General features: G+C 60.1%; 14 protein-coding genes. 7 read left to right on the top strand and 7 right to left on the bottom strand.

From position 1 onward, the window contains the following. Positions 1-98: 98 nt before the first annotated feature. Together HL45_RS03240 and HL45_RS03245 are read left to right on the top strand one after the other, a co-directional pair. The gene (locus tag HL45_RS03240; RefSeq protein WP_049969662.1) at positions 99-1,799 is read left to right on the top strand and encodes a DUF255 domain-containing protein; all 1,701 of its coding nucleotides are present in this window, start codon (positions 99-101) and stop codon (positions 1,797-1,799) included. 90 nt (positions 1,800-1,889) lie between these two features. Continuing rightward, complete coding sequence (locus HL45_RS03245) at positions 1,890-2,696, top strand: TrmB family transcriptional regulator (protein ID WP_049969663.1); 807 nt, start codon at positions 1,890-1,892, stop codon at positions 2,694-2,696. 31 nt (positions 2,697-2,727) lie between these two features. Here the strand turns inward: HL45_RS03245 and HL45_RS03250 are convergent, their stop codons facing one another. Further along, entirely contained in the window at positions 2,728-3,393 is a 666-nt protein-coding gene (locus HL45_RS03250) for a MogA/MoaB family molybdenum cofactor biosynthesis protein (RefSeq protein ID WP_049969664.1), read from the bottom strand. Between the two features lie 86 nt (positions 3,394-3,479). Here HL45_RS03250 and HL45_RS03255 point away from each other — a divergent pair, with 86 nt between their 5' ends. The 5 genes from HL45_RS03255 to HL45_RS03275 all read left to right on the top strand — a co-directional run bounded on the left by HL45_RS03255 (position 3,480) and on the right by HL45_RS03275 (position 8,387). Next, positions 3,480-4,520: a zinc-binding dehydrogenase gene (locus HL45_RS03255; RefSeq protein WP_049969665.1), complete on the top strand. Its 1,041-nt coding sequence runs from the start codon at positions 3,480-3,482 to the stop codon at positions 4,518-4,520. Further along, positions 4,517-4,717 (top strand): hypothetical protein, encoded by a 201-nt coding sequence (locus HL45_RS03260; protein ID WP_049969666.1) that lies wholly within the window; start codon positions 4,517-4,519, stop codon positions 4,715-4,717. Before HL45_RS03255 ends, HL45_RS03260 begins: the two co-directional genes overlap by 4 nt. Positions 4,718-4,763: 46 nt before the next feature. Then, positions 4,764-5,489: a helix-turn-helix domain-containing protein gene (locus tag HL45_RS03265; protein WP_049969667.1), complete on the top strand. Its 726-nt coding sequence runs from the start codon at positions 4,764-4,766 to the stop codon at positions 5,487-5,489. Positions 5,490-5,565: 76 nt separating this feature from the next. Further along, positions 5,566-7,542 carry a S9 family peptidase gene (locus HL45_RS03270; protein WP_049969668.1) on the top strand — a complete coding sequence of 659 codons (1,977 nt, stop codon included), beginning with the start codon at positions 5,566-5,568 and terminating at the stop codon, positions 7,540-7,542. After that, positions 7,539-8,387, top strand: coding sequence for a M55 family metallopeptidase (locus tag HL45_RS03275; RefSeq protein WP_049969669.1), 849 nt, complete (start codon positions 7,539-7,541; stop codon positions 8,385-8,387). The genes HL45_RS03270 and HL45_RS03275 overlap by 4 nt, the downstream gene beginning before the upstream one ends. Positions 8,388-8,608: 221 nt before the next feature. On the opposite strand, the gene dacB is transcribed toward HL45_RS03275, so the two are convergent. The 6 genes from dacB to HL45_RS03305 are packed head-to-tail and all read right to left on the bottom strand — an operon-like array spanning position 8,609 to position 15,833. Next, on the bottom strand, positions 8,609-9,826 hold the full coding sequence (gene dacB, locus HL45_RS03280; RefSeq protein ID WP_233274673.1) for a D-alanyl-D-alanine carboxypeptidase/D-alanyl-D-alanine endopeptidase: 1,218 nt from the start codon (positions 9,824-9,826) through the stop codon (positions 8,609-8,611). Then, a complete protein-coding gene (locus HL45_RS03285) occupies positions 9,823-11,106 on the bottom strand; it encodes an ABC transporter ATP-binding protein (RefSeq protein WP_049969671.1) in 1,284 nt (427 codons plus the stop codon). The genes dacB and HL45_RS03285 overlap by 4 nt, the downstream gene beginning before the upstream one ends. Then, positions 11,103-12,116, bottom strand: coding sequence for an ABC transporter ATP-binding protein (locus HL45_RS03290; RefSeq protein ID WP_049969672.1), 1,014 nt, complete (start codon positions 12,114-12,116; stop codon positions 11,103-11,105). The genes HL45_RS03285 and HL45_RS03290 overlap by 4 nt, the downstream gene beginning before the upstream one ends. Further along, positions 12,113-13,198 carry an ABC transporter permease gene (locus HL45_RS03295; protein ID WP_144239992.1) on the bottom strand — a complete coding sequence of 362 codons (1,086 nt, stop codon included), beginning with the start codon at positions 13,196-13,198 and terminating at the stop codon, positions 12,113-12,115. The genes HL45_RS03290 and HL45_RS03295 overlap by 4 nt, the downstream gene beginning before the upstream one ends. Before the next feature lies 1 nt (position 13,199). Continuing rightward, complete coding sequence (locus tag HL45_RS03300; RefSeq protein ID WP_049969673.1) at positions 13,200-14,150, bottom strand: ABC transporter permease; 951 nt, start codon at positions 14,148-14,150, stop codon at positions 13,200-13,202. 27 nt (positions 14,151-14,177) lie between these two features. Further along, positions 14,178-15,833 (bottom strand): ABC transporter substrate-binding protein, encoded by a 1,656-nt coding sequence (locus HL45_RS03305; RefSeq protein WP_049969674.1) that lies wholly within the window; start codon positions 15,831-15,833, stop codon positions 14,178-14,180. Positions 15,834-15,895: the final 62 nt, after the last annotated feature.

A 15,895-nucleotide genomic window follows, 5' to 3' on the forward strand; every position in this document is an offset into this window, starting at 1 on the left:
CAGTGTAACTTAAACACTATACTTGATGCATTCGCTAGAAAAGTCCTTCTCTCGGCGATTTCCGAAACCACTTCCCCATCCATCCCAAATCCTCGCCTATGGACGAGTCCGCGGAACGAACGAAAATCGAGTGGCGAGAGTGGGGTGCGGACGCATTCGAGGCGGCGAAAGACGAGAACAAACCCATCCTCCTGTCGCTTTCTGCGCGGTGGTGTTCGTGGTGTCACGAGATGGACGAAAAGACGTATTCGATACCGACGCTGGCGGCGAACGTCAACGACTCCTTCATCCCGATTCGGGTCGACATCGACCGCCATCCACGGGTTCGAGAACGATACAACATGGGCGGGTTTCCGACAACCGTGTTCCTCACGCCCGAGGGCGAACATCTCACTGGTGCCACCTTCCTCGACCACGACACTATGCGACAGGTCGTGGGACAGGTGCGTGACCTCTGGAAACACAAAGGACGAGAAGCGGCGCAGGTGCCGCGAAACATTCGTGACCAGAATCCACCCGCCGGGGAGGTAACCGAGGAAATCGAGCGTCTGTTGGTCGGACAGGTCGAAGACCGGTTCGACTCGACCCACGGTGGGTGGGGCGACGACGCCAAGTTCCCGGTTCCGCGAACGATCGAGTTCGCGCTGAAACGCGACCGAGAGCGCGCACTCGCCACCCTGTCTCCAATCACGGCGAACCTGTTCGACGACTATGACGGTGGCTTTTTCCGCTACGCCGGAACCCGCGACTGGAACGACATTCACCACGAAAAGGTGCTCGACGCGAACGCAGCGCTCGTGCGCGCCTACGCGAACGCCTACCTGTACACGGGCGAGGAACGCTACCGCGACCCCGCCGAGAAAACCATCGAATACCTGACGACGACGCTCTGGAACGGCGACGCCTTCGGCGGAAGCCAACAACCCGGCGACGGATACTACGGCGGCGACGCGAGCGACCGCGAGAGCGAGGACGCGCCCGACGTTGACCCAACTGCCTTCGCGGACTGGAACGCGCTGGCCGCTGACGCCTTGCTCACCTTCACGGCCTACACCGACGACGACTACGCCCGACGCTACGCGGAGCGAACGCTTTCCTTCCTCGACTCGCTCGTGGACGACGGCGTGGTCGCCCATTATAAAAATCCCGGCGAAGAACCGGCCGAATCCGGCCTACTCGCCGACCACACACACGTCACTCGGGCCTTCACGACTGCTGTGCAGGTGCTCGGCGATGAGAATGCGACGGATTCCGGCTATCTGGACACCGCGCAAGAGGTTGCGGATTACGCCATCGACACGCTCCAACAAGACGACGGCGCGTTCGTTGATGGGCCGATGGAGGGTGCAGGATTGCTCGACCGACCGCTCCGCCCGGTCGATGGAAACGCCGCATTCGCAGATGTGTTGGTTGACCTCTCGATTCTCACCGGTGAATCACGCTACGAGGAGACGGCGCGGGAGTCCCTCGGTGCGTTCGCTGGCGCGGCGGACAGAATCGGCGTGCAAGTTGCAGGCTACGGCACCGCCGCATCCCGCGTCTGCAGAAAACCGCTTCAGATTCTCGTCGCCGCCCCGGTGGGGTCAGACCTCCATCGGGCGGGACTCCGTATCGCCGACCACGAGAAAGTCGTCGTTCCGAATGCGACTGACACGACTGATGCGAGTGGCACGAACGGCAGGGATGCCGTCCGCGCCGAACTCGAAGCCGGTCACGCCTATCTCGTTACCGAGGGGACGATGTCCGACCCCGCGAGCACGCCCGCCGAACTGAACGAACTCGCAACGAGTTTCTTTTAAAATGAATAACATAGATAAAAACAAGCATGCGGTTGGAATATCGACGAACGCACGGAGCGTTTTTATAGAGTCAGCGTAATGTCAACAGATATGGCAAGTCTCCGCGATTTGGGGCTCTCGGAATACGAGGCGCGGGTGTATCGGGCACTGTTGAACACGGGGCCGACCACGGCCAAGGAACTGTCGCGCGCGAGCGAAGTACCGATGGGGAGAATATACGACGTTCTCAACAGCTTGGAGACGCACAATCTCGTCCGCAGTCAGAGCGCGAGTCGGCCGAAAAAGTACGTCGCGGTCGAACCGAGCACCGCGCTCGACCGACTGTTGGACGACAAACTGCAAGAACTGGACGCGAAGGCGGAGCAGTACGAAGGCATCGTGGACGAGTTGAGCACCGAACTCGACACCGCCGAACCGCCCATCGAAGAAGGGTTCTGGACGGCGGCAGTCGGCCCGGACGAATCGCTCGAACTGCTGGTCGAACGGTTGGACGCCGCCGAAGAGCGAATCGTCATGGTTGCCGGGCGAGTGTCGCCGACGTTCGACATCGGCGACGTCGGCGAAACCGTCACCGAGCACATCGAACGCGCACTCGACCGCGACGTCGAAGTGTCGGTGCTCATGTCGCCGGAACTCGTTCGGACACTTCCACCGAGCGTCGGCGACCGGTACGCCACGACGCTTTCCGACCATCCACAGTTTTCGGTACGGACGACGCCGAAACTCGACGGGACGTTCAATCTCATCGACGAAATCGAGGTGTGCATCGAGGTGGCGAATCCGCTGTCGCCGGGCGAGGCATTCGCCATGATCGACCTCAAAGACCCAGAATTTGCGGCGAACGTCAACAACCAGTTTTCCTCGCGGTGGGAGATGGCAGAACCGCTTCGTCTCTGAGGTTCGACTTTCCCCTTTTCCTTTCCGTTCTCTACTCTCGCCCCGACAGTCCGACGAGGTGGCCGACTTCCGGGAGTAGAATCTCTTCGATTCCGAGTCGAACTGCATTTTCACTGCCGGGGAGACAGCAGATGACGACGCCGTCCACGACGCCCGCCGTCGCCCGCGTTCCGACGACTTTCGTTCCGATTTCGTCGTAGGAAAGCGTGCGAAACAATTCGCCGAATCCGGGCAGTTCCTTTTCGAGCAGCCGGGTCACCGCTTCGATGGTCACGTCGTCGGGCGTGACGCCGGTTCCGCCGGTCGTCACGACCACATCCATGTCCTTTCGTCCGACGAGGTTGTCCACGGTTTTCTGTATCGTGTCGTAGTCGTCCGGAACGAGTTCCCGTGTCACCATGTCGTGGCCGTCCGCTTCGACCAGTTCGGCGATGGCGTCGCCCGCTGAATCTTCGTCCAGCGAGCGCGAGGACGAAACGGTGACGACGCCGACTCCGAGTTCGCCTTTATCGTGGGCGTGGTGGTGTTGGTGGTCGTCGTGGTCGTGTTTGGTATCGTCGTCGTTGTGCTGATGGTCGTCGTCTTGTCGTTCTTCGTTTTCGTTCCGTCCGTCACTTTCTTCAGCAGTTTCGTCTTCTGTCTCGTCCTCCTCGTCAACCGGTGCGCGGCGCGTGTCGCGCGATTGAAAATCGACCATGGGTGGTCGTTTCCGTTGCGACCTCTAAAAATCGTCGGCGACTCCGTTGAGGTACAGTTTTAGCCCTCCCATCCGACATACCGCACATGAAAGCCGTCCAGTTCGAAGGACACGGCGGGACGGAGGTTATCGACTACGCGGAGTTCCCCGACCCGGAACCAGCACGAGATGAAGTTCTCATCGACGTGAAAGCGGGCGCGCTGAACCACTTGGACGTGTGGACGCGCAGAGGGCTTCCAGGCCTCTCGCTCGACATGCCGCACATCCCCGGCAGTGACGGAGCGGGCGAAGTCATCGACGTCGGCGAGGGCGTGACTCGCTTCGAACCCGGTGACAGAGTCGCCCTCTCGGCGGGCGTCAGTTGCGGAAAATGCGAGTTCTGCCGCCACGGCCAGCACTCGATGTGCGTGAAATACCACGTCATCGGCGAACACGTTCGTGGGATTCACAGCGAACTCGCCGTCATGCCCGAGGACAACCTGCTTCCGGTTCCGGACGGCGTTTCGTGGGAAACTGCCGCCGCAGCGCCGCTCGTCTTCCAGACTGCGTGGCGCATGCTCCTGACTCGGGGTGACGTTCGCCCCGGCGAGAAAGTGCTGGTTCTCGGCGCGTCCGGCGGTGTCGGCCACGCCGCCGTCCAAATCGCGGACTACGCCGGAGCGACGGTGTACGCGACCGGCAGTAGCGAGGGGAAATTAGACCACGCGCGCGAACTCGGCGCGGACTACGCCATCAACTACGAGGACGACGATTTCGTCGAGCAAATCCGCGACTTGACCGGAAAGCGCGGCGTTGATGTCGTCGTTGACCACGTCGGCGCGGCGACGTGGCAGGACTCCCTCAAAAGCCTCGCCAAGGGTGGCCGGATTCTGACCTGCGGGGCGACCACGGGTGGACGACCGGAAACCGACATCAACCGCATCTTCTGGAATCAGTTGTCCGTCATCGGTTCCACGATGGCCTCCCACGGCGAGGCGGACGACGCGCTGGAACTGGTGTGGGACGGCACGTTCGAACCCAAAATCCGGGACGTGCTCCCGATGAGCGAGACGGCGCGCGCCCACGAAATGCTCGAAAACCGCGACGGGTTCGGGAAGGTCGTCGTCAAACCCGACAGTGAACTATGATGACTGAAAGCAGGGAGTTCGGACGAAGCGGCTGGATTCTGGTCGCCGTGATGGTGCTCGCGTTCATCATCGCGCCCCTCCTCATCTACATCAATCCGCCGTATCTGCCGTTCAAGTTCGCGTACATCGTGGTGCCGCTGGTTCCCGCGATTCTCCTCGGCGCGACTGCGGTGTGGGCCGCCCAGCGCAAAACGTAAATCGGAAAATCCACAAACTTTTCACCGTGTGGCGTAATCACATGCCATGAGTGTTATCCACGTTAAAGACCAACACGATGGGGCGTCCTATCGGCAGGTCGAACTCAAACTGTGGCATCCCGGTTGTTGGACGCTGGAAGTGACCGACGAGTACGACGGAACCCACATTCTGGAAAAATCGCTCTATCCGACCGATGAAACGGTCAAGGGCGATTTCATTCTCGTCTCGGAGAGCGACCACGACATCGAAACGTTCGTGCAAGCCATCGACGCCCACCGGGTCGTCGAGAGCACGGCCATCCTGAAAGACGGCGGAAATCGCGCCCGCGTCGTCGTCACCTACGAGCGCGCGTCCAGCATCGTCCCCGAAATCGTCAACTCGGAGTTTATGCCCATCGAACCGGTTCACATCACGGGCGGGTACGAACAGTGGACTGTCCTCGTCCGCGCAGATCGACTGGAATCCGTGTTCGCCCGCCTCGAAGAGGAGTACGACGTTACGCTGGAAGCTATTCACGAGGTGAACCCCCACGACAACGTCGAATTTGCCGACACCAGTGACCAGATTTATGACTCGCTTTCCGCGCGCCAGACGGAATGCCTGTTCGAGGCGCACGATGCAGGCTACTACAACTGGCCCCGTGAGATATCGGCGAACGACATCGCGGACGATTTCGGTATCAGCGGCCCGACGTTCCTCGAACACCTTCGAAAAGGCGAACAGAAAGTGCTCGACGCATTCCTGACGAAACTCGCCGGACGGAACTACTAACGTACCAAAAATGTATTCGATTCGAACCCTCGTCGGATTGGGAATCGCTTTGAGGGTGTGCGTAAATTAGGTTGGTATGCCATCGAACCTCACTCTCTCTGATGTGCTCGATGTGGAGTATCCTGCTCCCCCTTCGTGGTCTTGCGACGGTGAGTTTCTCGCCGTCACGCTGTACGAAGACGACGGAAAAGCCCTGTTCGTCTCCGACCGAACCGGAGAACGGACGTGGCGGTTCTCACCCGAAAACGGCTTCGTCACCGAAATTTCGTGGTCGCCGACTGCCGCGGAACTGCTCGTCGCCACGGACGACGGTGACCTCTTTTTGGCCGACCCGAACGGACAGACGACCAGCAGACTCATCGCCGGGCCGGACGACCGAGAGGCCTACACGTGGTCTTCCGACGGGTCGCGGTTCGCGTTCTACCGCGATGGCCGCCCCGTCGTCCGCGACGTTGCGACCGGCAGCGAACGAACCTACGACGTGCCGGAGCGCGGCCCGTTCCTCGCCAAATCTCGAATGTTCGCGTGGTCTGACGACGATACACATCTCGCCTACCGGTTCGTTGACGACGAAACGACGCAGGTCGGCGTCGTCTCCGTCGAAACCGGCGAATTGGTGTGGCGCACCCGCGACACGATGTCGAGTCACAGTCCGACGTGGTTAGCCGACGGTCGAGTCGTCTTCGACCAGCGAGGCGAAGGCGGACGCGTCCGGCGAATCGTCGCAGCTGACCCGGAGGACGGCGAGGAAATCGTTCTCGCGCGGGAAATCGACCGCGAACGCGGCGTCGTCTCGCAGGGTGCACCCGAAGTCTCACCCGACGGAACAAAAGTAGCACTCGCCCTCCCGCTCGACGGCTGGGACCACATTCACGTCGTGGACACAGAAACCGGCGAACGAACGCAACTCACGGAGGGAACGTTCGAGGACAAGGGCGTCGCCGACGAGACGCCGCAGTGGATTGACGACGAAACCCTCGTGTTCGCCTCGAATCGAAACGATTTCGGAGAACGCCACATTTACTCCGTTACGCTTTCCGGAGGAATCGAATCCCTCGTCGAAACGTCGGGCACGAACGTGTATCCAAGACCGTCGCCGTCGGGCGATAGTCTTGCGTATCTGCACGCGGACGCCCAGCGCTCGCCGGAAATCCGCGTCGATACCGTTGATACGAATGACGGAACCCATCGACTTACCCGGTCCGCAATCGAATCGTGGCCGATTTCGCCAATCGACCCCGAAAGCATCGAGTTCGAAAGTGCAGGACGATGTATCGACGGCTATCTGCTTGATCCGCGAAAATCGGATGCAGTTGCGGACGACGCGACAGACCTCCCCGCAGTCGTCTGCGTCCACGGCGGCCCCATGCGGCAAATGCGCGATGGCTGGCATCCCTCGCGGTCGTACAGCCTCTTCTACACGTTCCACCAGTATCTCGCGGAGAAGGGCTACGTCGGCCTGTTCGTCAACTACCGCGGCGGAATCGGCTACGGACGGGAGTTCCGCCAAGCCATCGCGGGCGTCCGCGGTGCGGACGAAATCGAGGACGTGGCACGAGCGGGCGAGTACCTGAAGGGACTCGACTACGTCGATGCCGATTCGGTCGCCGTCTGGGGACTCTCGTATGGTGGCTACGCCACGCTCCAAGTCCTCGGCACGCACCCGGACGTGTTCGCGCTGGGAATCAACCTCGCCGGACTCGCCGACCTCGAACTGTACCGCGACTGGGCCGAGGAAACCAAATATCCGCGCGCCGCCTCCGCGGAAGTGCTCCGGATGGGCGGCGAACCGTGGGAGGTGCCCGACCGCTGGGCCGAAGCATCGCCCGCGACGCACATGGACAACTACGAAGTTCCGCTCTACAACTTCCACGGAACCGGCGACCGGTACGTCAACTTCGAGCAGTTAGACCTCGTGGTCGAAAGCCTGACTGACCTCGGCAAGGAGTTCGACGCCGATTACTATCCCGACGAGAACCACGTGTTCTCGAAGCGAGCGACGTGGGAACGAACCCTGAAGAAAGTCGAGCGGGCCTTGGAGATGGAACTGTGAACGTCTTCGTCTCCGCCGACATGGAAGGCATCACGGGCATCGCCGACCCGCGCGACGTGGTGAAAGGCGAATTCGACTACGACGCTGGCAGGGAACTGATGGTCGGCGACGTGAATGCCGCGGTAGCGGGGGCAGTCGCGGGCGGGGCGGAACACGTTCTCGTCAACGATTCTCACTCTTCGATGACGAACCTCTCCCGGTGCGCACTCCACGACTCTGCCCGCCTGATTCGCGGCGGAACCAAACCACGGTCGATGATGCAGGGACTCACCGCAGACCACGACGTTGCCTTCTTCGTTGGCTATCACGGCAAAGCCGGAACCCAAAAAGCAGTCCTGAATCACACCTTCTACCCGCAGATACTCGTCTCGCTTCGCGTGAACGACGCCGAAGTCGGCGAACTCGGTTGGAACGCCGGACTCGCAGGCTCGCTCGACGTTCCCGTCGGCCTCGTGACGGGCGACGACGCAACCGAAGTTGAGGCCCGCGACGAACTGGAAGACGTAGAAACTGCGGTCGTCAAGGACGGAATCGACCGCTTCACCGCTGATTGTCTTCCACCCGAAGACGCCCGCGAGCAGATTCGAACCGCCGCGGAGCGAGCGGTTCGGCGGGTCGGAGACGAAGGCAACGAATTTTCCCAACCTGTGCCGGACGAACCGGTCGCTATCGAGGCCGACTGGGCCACGACGAATCAGGCCGCACGTTCGGCGGGGCTTCCGTCGGTCGAACGAATCAGCGGGCGGACGACGCGCGTCGAAGGCGATGGCTACGCTGACGCCTTTGACGCATCGGTGGCGATGCTCCGTGCCGGCGGCGCGGGGCGGAATGAGTGGTACGGGTAACAGCGGTCGTTCGCGGGTGGCGGTGGCCCGATGCCGACAATTCGGATTTCCGGTTTACCGTTTCGGGTTCGACGGACGGCGTGCTCTGCTTTGAAACGCGTTCGGTAGTCGTGATGGCAAAGAAACACCAGTAGCACTGCTGAAATCACTGACCAAACGACCACTCGAATACTACGCATCGCTCCTTGTTGGCCGCTTCCTCAAACAAAAACTTCCGTCCCTCAACCGGCCAGTTCCCGCACAAAATCGTCAATCGTCTCTCGTGCGTCCTCCTCGTCCTCGCCGGTCAATCCACCCAGAAGCACGGAAAACATTACGTCGTTGTTTCCGCCATTCCGACGAACGATTCCCGAAAGGGTTCTGCTCCCCGTAAGCGTCCCCGTTTTTGCCCTGATTTCACAATCCACATCGGACAGTCGCTCTTCCAGCGTCCCCTTGCCGGGGTGCGGAAGCGAGTCGAAAAACGTGTTCGACCACGGCTGTTTTTCGACCCATTCGAGAACGCGAACCAATCCCCGAGCGGAAACCAGGTTGTACCGCGACAGGCCGGAACCGTCCCGGATTCTGGCCCCGCCTGCGTCACGGATTTCGAGAAACTCGCTCACGACTGTCTCCCATTCGTTCCACGAACCGTCGCCGCGAACCTCGCGGGCGACGGTTCTGGCGAGTTGCTCCGCGAGGAAATTGTCCGACGGGACGTTCATCTCCCGAACGAGTTCGGAAACGGGCGGCGATTTCACGGTCGCAATCGTCTCTCCTGAATCCGAATTTCGGGAAATCAGCAGTCCGCTCGTGTGATTAATTCCCGCCGCTTCCAGTGTATCCCGAAACGCGAGCAGGCAGTGACGAACTGGGTCGACGACCGGAACGGTTTCCGTTTGCGGTTCGTCAGGCGGTTGTCCCTCGATTCGGATTTCGTCCTCGTCTCGAAAGACGCGTAGTTCGTCAGCAGACGGGTCGAACTCCGCGACGATTTCGGTCGTGTTCTGTTTCGGGGTGACTTCGATGTCGGTGCCGGACACCGTCACCGAAACCGTATTGCCGGACAGCGCGAGTGCCGTGCTTTCCGCGCCGTAGCCGTATTTTCCATCCTCCCACATCCATCCCGGCCCGCGGGATGCTTCGGAGAAGCATCCCACGTCGGCGACGAGGTTCGTGACCGTCTCGATATCCTCGTTTCGGACGCGCTCCGCGAGTATAGACAGTTGCGATGACGAGAGCGAGGGATTCCCTCGTCCTCGAAGGACGAGGGAATCCCCATCCCTGAAAACGCCCGTTTCGAATCGGTAGTCCGGGCCGAGATGGTGCAACGCGAGCGCGGCGGTGAGCAATTTCGTGTTCGACGCTGGCGGGAGCGGCACGTCCGGGTCGTGTGCGACGAGTTCGTCGCCGCCGAGTTTCCGCGCCAGCACGCTCGATGCGAAACTGTCGGAGTTCACCACGAGAAGGCCTCTCGGTCGTCGCTGTCGATGTGACAGGCCGACAGGTGGCCGTCATCGACGGATTCCAGTTCCGGGACGTGTGCTTCGCAGGGAGAGAGATATTCGGAAAGCACGGACTGTGCTTCGTTCCAGTTTCCGCCCGCCGCGTGCGAAACGGCCCGCTCCACGGTTTCCTCGACTCGTGCCGGAAGGTTGCCCTCGAAGTAGTGTGCTCGAACCGACGCTGGGTCGGCGTCGGTTTGTAGCGTTTCGTCGCGCATGTCGCCTCTGAGTTCCATGTACTCACGGTACTCATTCCGAGTGAACGGGTCGGGAACGATGAGCGACGGACAGCGCGTGTGGAACTTACACCCGGATGGCGGGTCGCTCGGACTCGGCACGTCGCCGACCAGTTTCGATTCGACGCCGCGAGTGCCGGGGTCGGGGTTCGGCACCGAATCCAGCAGGGCGCGGGTGTAGGGGTGATGTGGCTCCGTAAACAGCCTGTCAACCGGGCCGGTTTCCACGAAATCGCCGAGGTACATCACGGCAACGCGGTCTGCCACGTTCCGGATCACCGAGAGATCGTGCGTGATGAACAGGTAGGTTAGTCCGTACTCCTCCTGTAAATCCTGCATCAGCGAGAGGATTTGGGCCTGCACGCTCATATCCAATCCACTCACCGGTTCGTCCGCGATGACGAGGTCTGGGTTAATCGACAGCGCTCTTGCGAGATTGATTCGCTGGCGCTGGCCGCCCGAAAACTCGTGCGGATAGCGTCCGTAATGCTCCTCTTTCAATCCGACCTGTTCGAGTAGTTCGCGGATGCGCTCCCGGCGCTTTGCTTCGTCCCATCCTGCCGCTTCCAGCGGGTCGGCGATGATGTTCCCGACTTTTCGGCGCGGGTTCAGACTCGACTGTGGGTCTTGGAACACCATCTGGGCGTTCCGCCGAAACCCCCGTTTTGCGCCGCTGTCGAACGTCGTGGTTCGCGTTCCGCGAAATTCGACCGCCCCATCGGTCGGTTCGGTCAGACCGAGCAAGGTTCGCGCGAGCGTCGATTTGCCACAGCCGGATTCGCCGACGACGCCCAGCGTCTCGCCGGGATAGAGGTCGAAACTGACGCCATCGACCGCTCTCACACTCTTGTCGTCCAGTTCGAGCGGAAATCCGCCGTCGGAACTCCACCGAATCGAACTGATGAAGCCGGTGTTGACCGGGAAATGTTTTTTCAAGTTCTCGACTCTAAGCAGTGGTTCGTCCGATTCTTGGGGTCGTTGCTGAAGGCGTTGACTCATCGTTGACCTCGCTGGTGAAGCGTCGGTTCGTTTTTCTCACCGTACTCGTCTTTGTAGAGGATACACGCCGAATCGTGGTTTGGCCCCACGTCGATTCGCGGCGGTTCGATGCGGGCGCAGTCGTCAACCGCGACGGGACAGCGCGTGCGGAATCGACAACCAGACGGCGGGTCGATTGCACTCGGCATCGTTCCCTCGATTGGATTCAGGGCGTCCGCGCGCTTATCCGGGCGGACGACGGAGCGCAGGAGCGACTGCGTGTAGGGATGTTTCGGATTTCGATATAGTTCTTCGTAGGGTGCCTGTTCGACCACCTTGCCAAGATACATCACGGCGACTCGGTCACAGACTTCACGCACGACCCCGAGGTCGTGCGTGACGTAGACGACGCTTGTGTCGTATTTCTCTTGAATCTCGTCGAACAGGTCGAGAATCTGGGCTTGAATCGTCACGTCCAGCGCCGTCGTCGGTTCGTCCGCGATGATGAGTTTCGGACTGCACGACAGCGCCATGGCGATGAGCGCGCGCTGGCGCATCCCGCCCGAAAACTCGTGTGGGTACTGGTCGGCCCGCTGTTCGGGGTCTGGAATCCCCACGTCGTCCAACAGTTCGACCGTCCGCTCATGAGCCTCTTTCTCGTTCCGGTCGGTGTGGTACTCCACGATTTCGGCGATTTGATGACCCACGGTGAAAACCGGGTTCAGCGCCGACATCGGGTCTTGGAAGACGAACGATATTTCACTCCCGCGAACTTCCTGTCGCAGTTCGCGCTCCGAACACTCGGTCAGGTCGCGCCCGTCGAATCGAACCGACCCATCGACCACCTTGCCGGGCGGATTGATGAGGCCGAGGAGGCTCTTGATTGTCACACTCTTTCCGGCCCCGCTCTCGCCGACCAATCCGATGGTTTCGCCGCGGTCTACCTCGAAACTGACGCCATCGACGGCTTGCACGATGCCGCCTTCCGTGTAGAAGTACGTTCGGAGGTCTTCGACTTCGAGGAGGCTCATTGCATTCTCCCCCTCTCATTCTCGTTTTCTCCTGTCTTCGTCTCTGATTCAGGATTCGCATCAGTCCCGCCGTCCGTCGCGGGTCTGTCGGCGACGGCATCGGGTTCTTCCCTCGGCGCGTTCTCGCTGGGGAGGAAATCGTCGTCCAGTTCGTCCCAGTTCGCCTTGCGGAGCGTCGTCCGCGGATCCATCGCGTCTCGCAGACCGTCACCGAGCAGGTTGAACCCCATCACGGTGATGAAAATCATCACGCCGGGGAACACGGCAACCCACGGCGCGAGAACCATCGCTTCTTGGGCACTGCTCAGCATTCGCCCCCACGAGGCCGTCGGCGGTTGGACACCGAACCCGAGGAACGACAGGGCCGCCGCACCGATGATGACGCTCCCCATCGAGAGGGTGGCCTGCACGACGACCGCGGCCAGTCCGTTCGGCACGATTTCGCGGAACAGGATTGTTCGGTTCGGCAGTCCGGCGGCGCGCGCCGCTTCGACGTATTCCTCCTCGCGGATGGATAGCACCTCGGAGCGAATCACGCGGGCGTATGCCGGGATGCCGATAACCCCATAAGCGATGAAAAGGTTGTAGACGCTCGGTCCTAGAATCGCCATCATCGTCATGGCGAGGATGAGGCTCGGAATCGAGTATAGCACCTCAAGCAGGCGCATGATCGTGTCGTCGGTTCGACCGCCGAAGTAGGCCGCCGCCGCGCCACAGGCGATTCCACCGAGGAAGCTGATTCCGACGGAAATGACGCCAATGGCGAGCGCGATTCGGCTTCCGTAAACGATTCGAGAGAGCACATCCCGGCCGAAATTATCCGTTCCCATCGGATGGTCGAGGGAGGGTGGCGAGTAGGATTCGGCTTGGTTCATCGCGTGGGGGTCTTCGTGAATCGCAGTGATGAGGGCCTTGTCGAACACCACGAGGTCGATGGTCGAGAAGATGGCCAGCACGACGAGGATTCCGATGATAACTGCGCCAGCGATGGCGGTCGGACTGTACCTGAGTTCTCGGATGGTTCCTTTGAGTCTGCTCTCGGTGTCGATGCTGCTCTCGGAGAGTGAATTGGTCGTACTCATATCAGTCGTATCTGATTCGTGGGTCGATGTACGCGTAGGCGAGGTCTGTCAGCAGGACGCCGATGAGGAACAACAGCGCGAACGACAGTGTCATTCCCATGATGACGCCGTAGTCCTGTTTCGTGATGCCATTGAAGAACAGTCGGCCCATGCCGGGGATGGCGAAGATTTTCTCCGCGATGACGCTGCCGTCCAGCAGGAACGACAGCTGGAGCCCGATGATGGTCACCAGTGGCAACAACGCGTTTCTGAAGGCGTGTTTGAGCAGGATGCGGCGTTCCGGCAAGCCGTACGCCCGGGCCGTCTGGACGTACTCCTGCGATAGCTCTTCGATCATGCTGGAACGCGTCATGCGCATCAACGTCGCGGTCTGTGCAGTCGCGAGCGTGACGACGGGCATCACGAGGCGTTTCGCCGACTCCACCGGGTTCTGTGCGAAGGGTACGTACCCCGACGTCGGAAGCCAGCCCAGCTCGTAAGAGAACAGGAAGATGAGCATCAGCCCGAGCCAGAAGTTCGGCGTGGAGAGTCCTGCCAGTCCCAAAAATCGGGAGACATGGTCGCCCAGCTCGTTGTGTCGCGAGGCGGCATAAACACCGAGCAACAGCGAAATCGGGAGTGCGATGACGTACGAAAGACCCATCAGCGTGAGGGTTGGCCCGATACGCTCCAGCATGAGGTCGGTGACGGGACGTTTCATCAGGAATGATTCGCCGAGGTTCCCGGTAAGAACCCGTCCAAGGTAATCGAGATACTGCTGCCAGAGCGGTTGGTTGAACCCGTACTGCCGGATGAGGTCGTCCGCGAGTTCTTGGCTCGGATTCAATCCGAGGTAGATGCGCACCGGGTTGCCCGGAAGCGCGTGCATCATGACGAAGGTAAGGGTAAACACGCCCAACAACACCGGAATGATTTGTAGGAGTCGCCGGGCGGTGTATCGGTACATACTCATAATTTCGTGTATGGAAACGGTGGATTGTTAGTTGTCGAGCGAGACGTTCGACCACTTGTTACACAGCGGTTGCGCCGCGAACGCGGTCGGGTCGTAGCCGTTGACTTTCTTGCTCCACGCGGTGGCGGACTGTTCCGAGTACACCGGAATGTGGGGATACTCCGACTGGAACGTCTCCGCGAGTTCGATGTACAGCTTTCTGCGCTCTTCTCGGGTCCCAAGCTTACGCGCTTCTCGAATCTTTTCGTCCGCTTTTTTCAACTTCTCGCTGTCGGGGTATGCCTCGTACAGCATTCCTCCGGCGGCGTTGCCGATGTAATTATCTTCCACGCCACCGTCGTCATTACGCGGATTGCGGAACAGATAGTAGTAGAATCCATCGGGGTCTTGGCCGCCGGACCAGCCGTAGATAGTCACGTCGAACTCCCCCGTATCGAGTTGGTCGAGCCATCGACCGGTGTCCACTTCCTGCACCTCCGCATTGATACCGACTTGGTTCATCTCGTTCTGTAACTTGATGACCATTTTCTTGAACTTTCCAGACGCGAGTGTGGACATCGTCACGTCGAACCCGTCACCGTATCCCGCCTCTTCGAGCAACTGCTTCGCCTTTTCGTGGTCTCTCGACGGGTAGTATTTTTGTTTCCACTCTTGCCATGGGAAATTCCACGCCTCGTTCACCTCTTTCGGCATGAACCCATAGCTTCGCTTTGCGAGTTCTCCCTTCGTCGCTTTCAGCATCTCGTCGTAATCAACGAGGTACTGCATCGCTTCCCGAACTTTCCGATTATCGAACGGCTCTCGTTTCGAGTTGAAAACAAGTCCGTTGTAATCGAACTGCGAGATGCGCTTCATCTGGATGGAATCGACTTTTTTCGCTTCCCCTAGCAACGTTTCGGAGACGGACGCCTGATGCACGCCACCGGTTTTGAGGTCAACGAATGCGGTCTGTGCCTGTGGAATAATGCGATACTTGATCTGTTTTAGATTGGCCTTCTCCAGGAAGTAATCGTCGTACCGTTCGAGCGTGAGATGTGACCCGGACTGCCACTCCTTGAGTTTGAACGGGCCGCTTCCGACCGGTTTCTGCGCGAACTTCTTTTGCCCCTTGTCCTCGGCGACTTTCTTCGGAACGATGGCTGCGTTCATCCCCGCCAGTTCCAGTTCGAACAGCGCATACGCGTATCTGAGGTTAAACGTCACCTCGTAATCGCCAGTCTTCTCGACGCTTTTGATGAAGCCAAGATTCTCCCGATTCGTCGATTTGTTCTTCGGGTCGAGCACCCAGTTGAACGAGTACGCCACGTCCTCGGCAGTCATCTCGCTTCCGTCGTGGAACATGACTCCCTGCTTGAGCGGAACGGTGTACGTCGTTTCGTCCTGCTTTTTCGGTCGTTCCTTTGCGAGATGAGGAACGATGTCGCTTCCGTCGGGTTTGATGGTCACGAGCGTATCAAACAGGTAGTGCATCATCGAATTCGCCCACGCGAGTTCGTTCATACGTGGGTCGAGTGTCGTCGCGCTCTCTGGAGACGTGTTGATGAACGTTCCACCTTCCGACCCGTCGCTCGGTCCATCGTCCGTCGTCTGGCCGCCACACCCGGCGAGCATCGTGGCCCCGCCGAGTGCACTCATGGTCAAAAAGCGTCGTCGGTCGAGGGGGAGATTGTCTTTATCAGTCATGGTAGTCGGTAGTGCGGGCACGTTGCCCGGTTCGTGATACCTAATAGCAAAGATGGATATAG

This window comes from Haladaptatus cibarius D43 (assembly GCF_000710615.1).
Lineage (GTDB): Archaea > Halobacteriota > Halobacteria > Halobacteriales > Haladaptataceae > Haladaptatus > Haladaptatus cibarius.

Bases quoted from the DNA above. Each gene is read 5' to 3' on its own strand.
- HL45_RS03250 (WP_049969664.1), bottom strand. From the start codon at position 3,393: ATGGTCGATTTTCAATCGCGCGACACGCGCCGCGCACCGGTTGACGAG.
- HL45_RS03285 (WP_049969671.1), bottom strand. From the start codon at position 11,106: ATGAGTCAACGCCTTCAGCAACGACCCCAAGAATCGGACGAACCACTG.
- HL45_RS03290 (WP_049969672.1), bottom strand. From the start codon at position 12,116: ATGAGCCTCCTCGAAGTCGAAGACCTCCGAACGTACTTCTACACGGAA.
- HL45_RS03265 (WP_049969667.1), top strand. From the start codon at position 4,764: ATGAGTGTTATCCACGTTAAAGACCAACACGATGGGGCGTCCTATCGG.
- HL45_RS03295 (WP_144239992.1), bottom strand. From the start codon at position 13,198: ATGAGTACGACCAATTCACTCTCCGAGAGCAGCATCGACACCGAGAGC.
- HL45_RS03305 (WP_049969674.1), bottom strand. From the start codon at position 15,833: ATGACTGATAAAGACAATCTCCCCCTCGACCGACGACGCTTTTTGACC.
- HL45_RS03240 (WP_049969662.1), top strand. From the start codon at position 99: ATGGACGAGTCCGCGGAACGAACGAAAATCGAGTGGCGAGAGTGGGGT.
- HL45_RS03270 (WP_049969668.1), top strand. From the start codon at position 5,566: ATGCCATCGAACCTCACTCTCTCTGATGTGCTCGATGTGGAGTATCCT.
- HL45_RS03260 (WP_049969666.1), top strand. From the start codon at position 4,517: ATGATGACTGAAAGCAGGGAGTTCGGACGAAGCGGCTGGATTCTGGTC.
- HL45_RS03255 (WP_049969665.1), top strand. From the start codon at position 3,480: ATGAAAGCCGTCCAGTTCGAAGGACACGGCGGGACGGAGGTTATCGAC.
- HL45_RS03245 (WP_049969663.1), top strand. From the start codon at position 1,890: ATGGCAAGTCTCCGCGATTTGGGGCTCTCGGAATACGAGGCGCGGGTG.
- HL45_RS03300 (WP_049969673.1), bottom strand. From the start codon at position 14,150: ATGAGTATGTACCGATACACCGCCCGGCGACTCCTACAAATCATTCCG.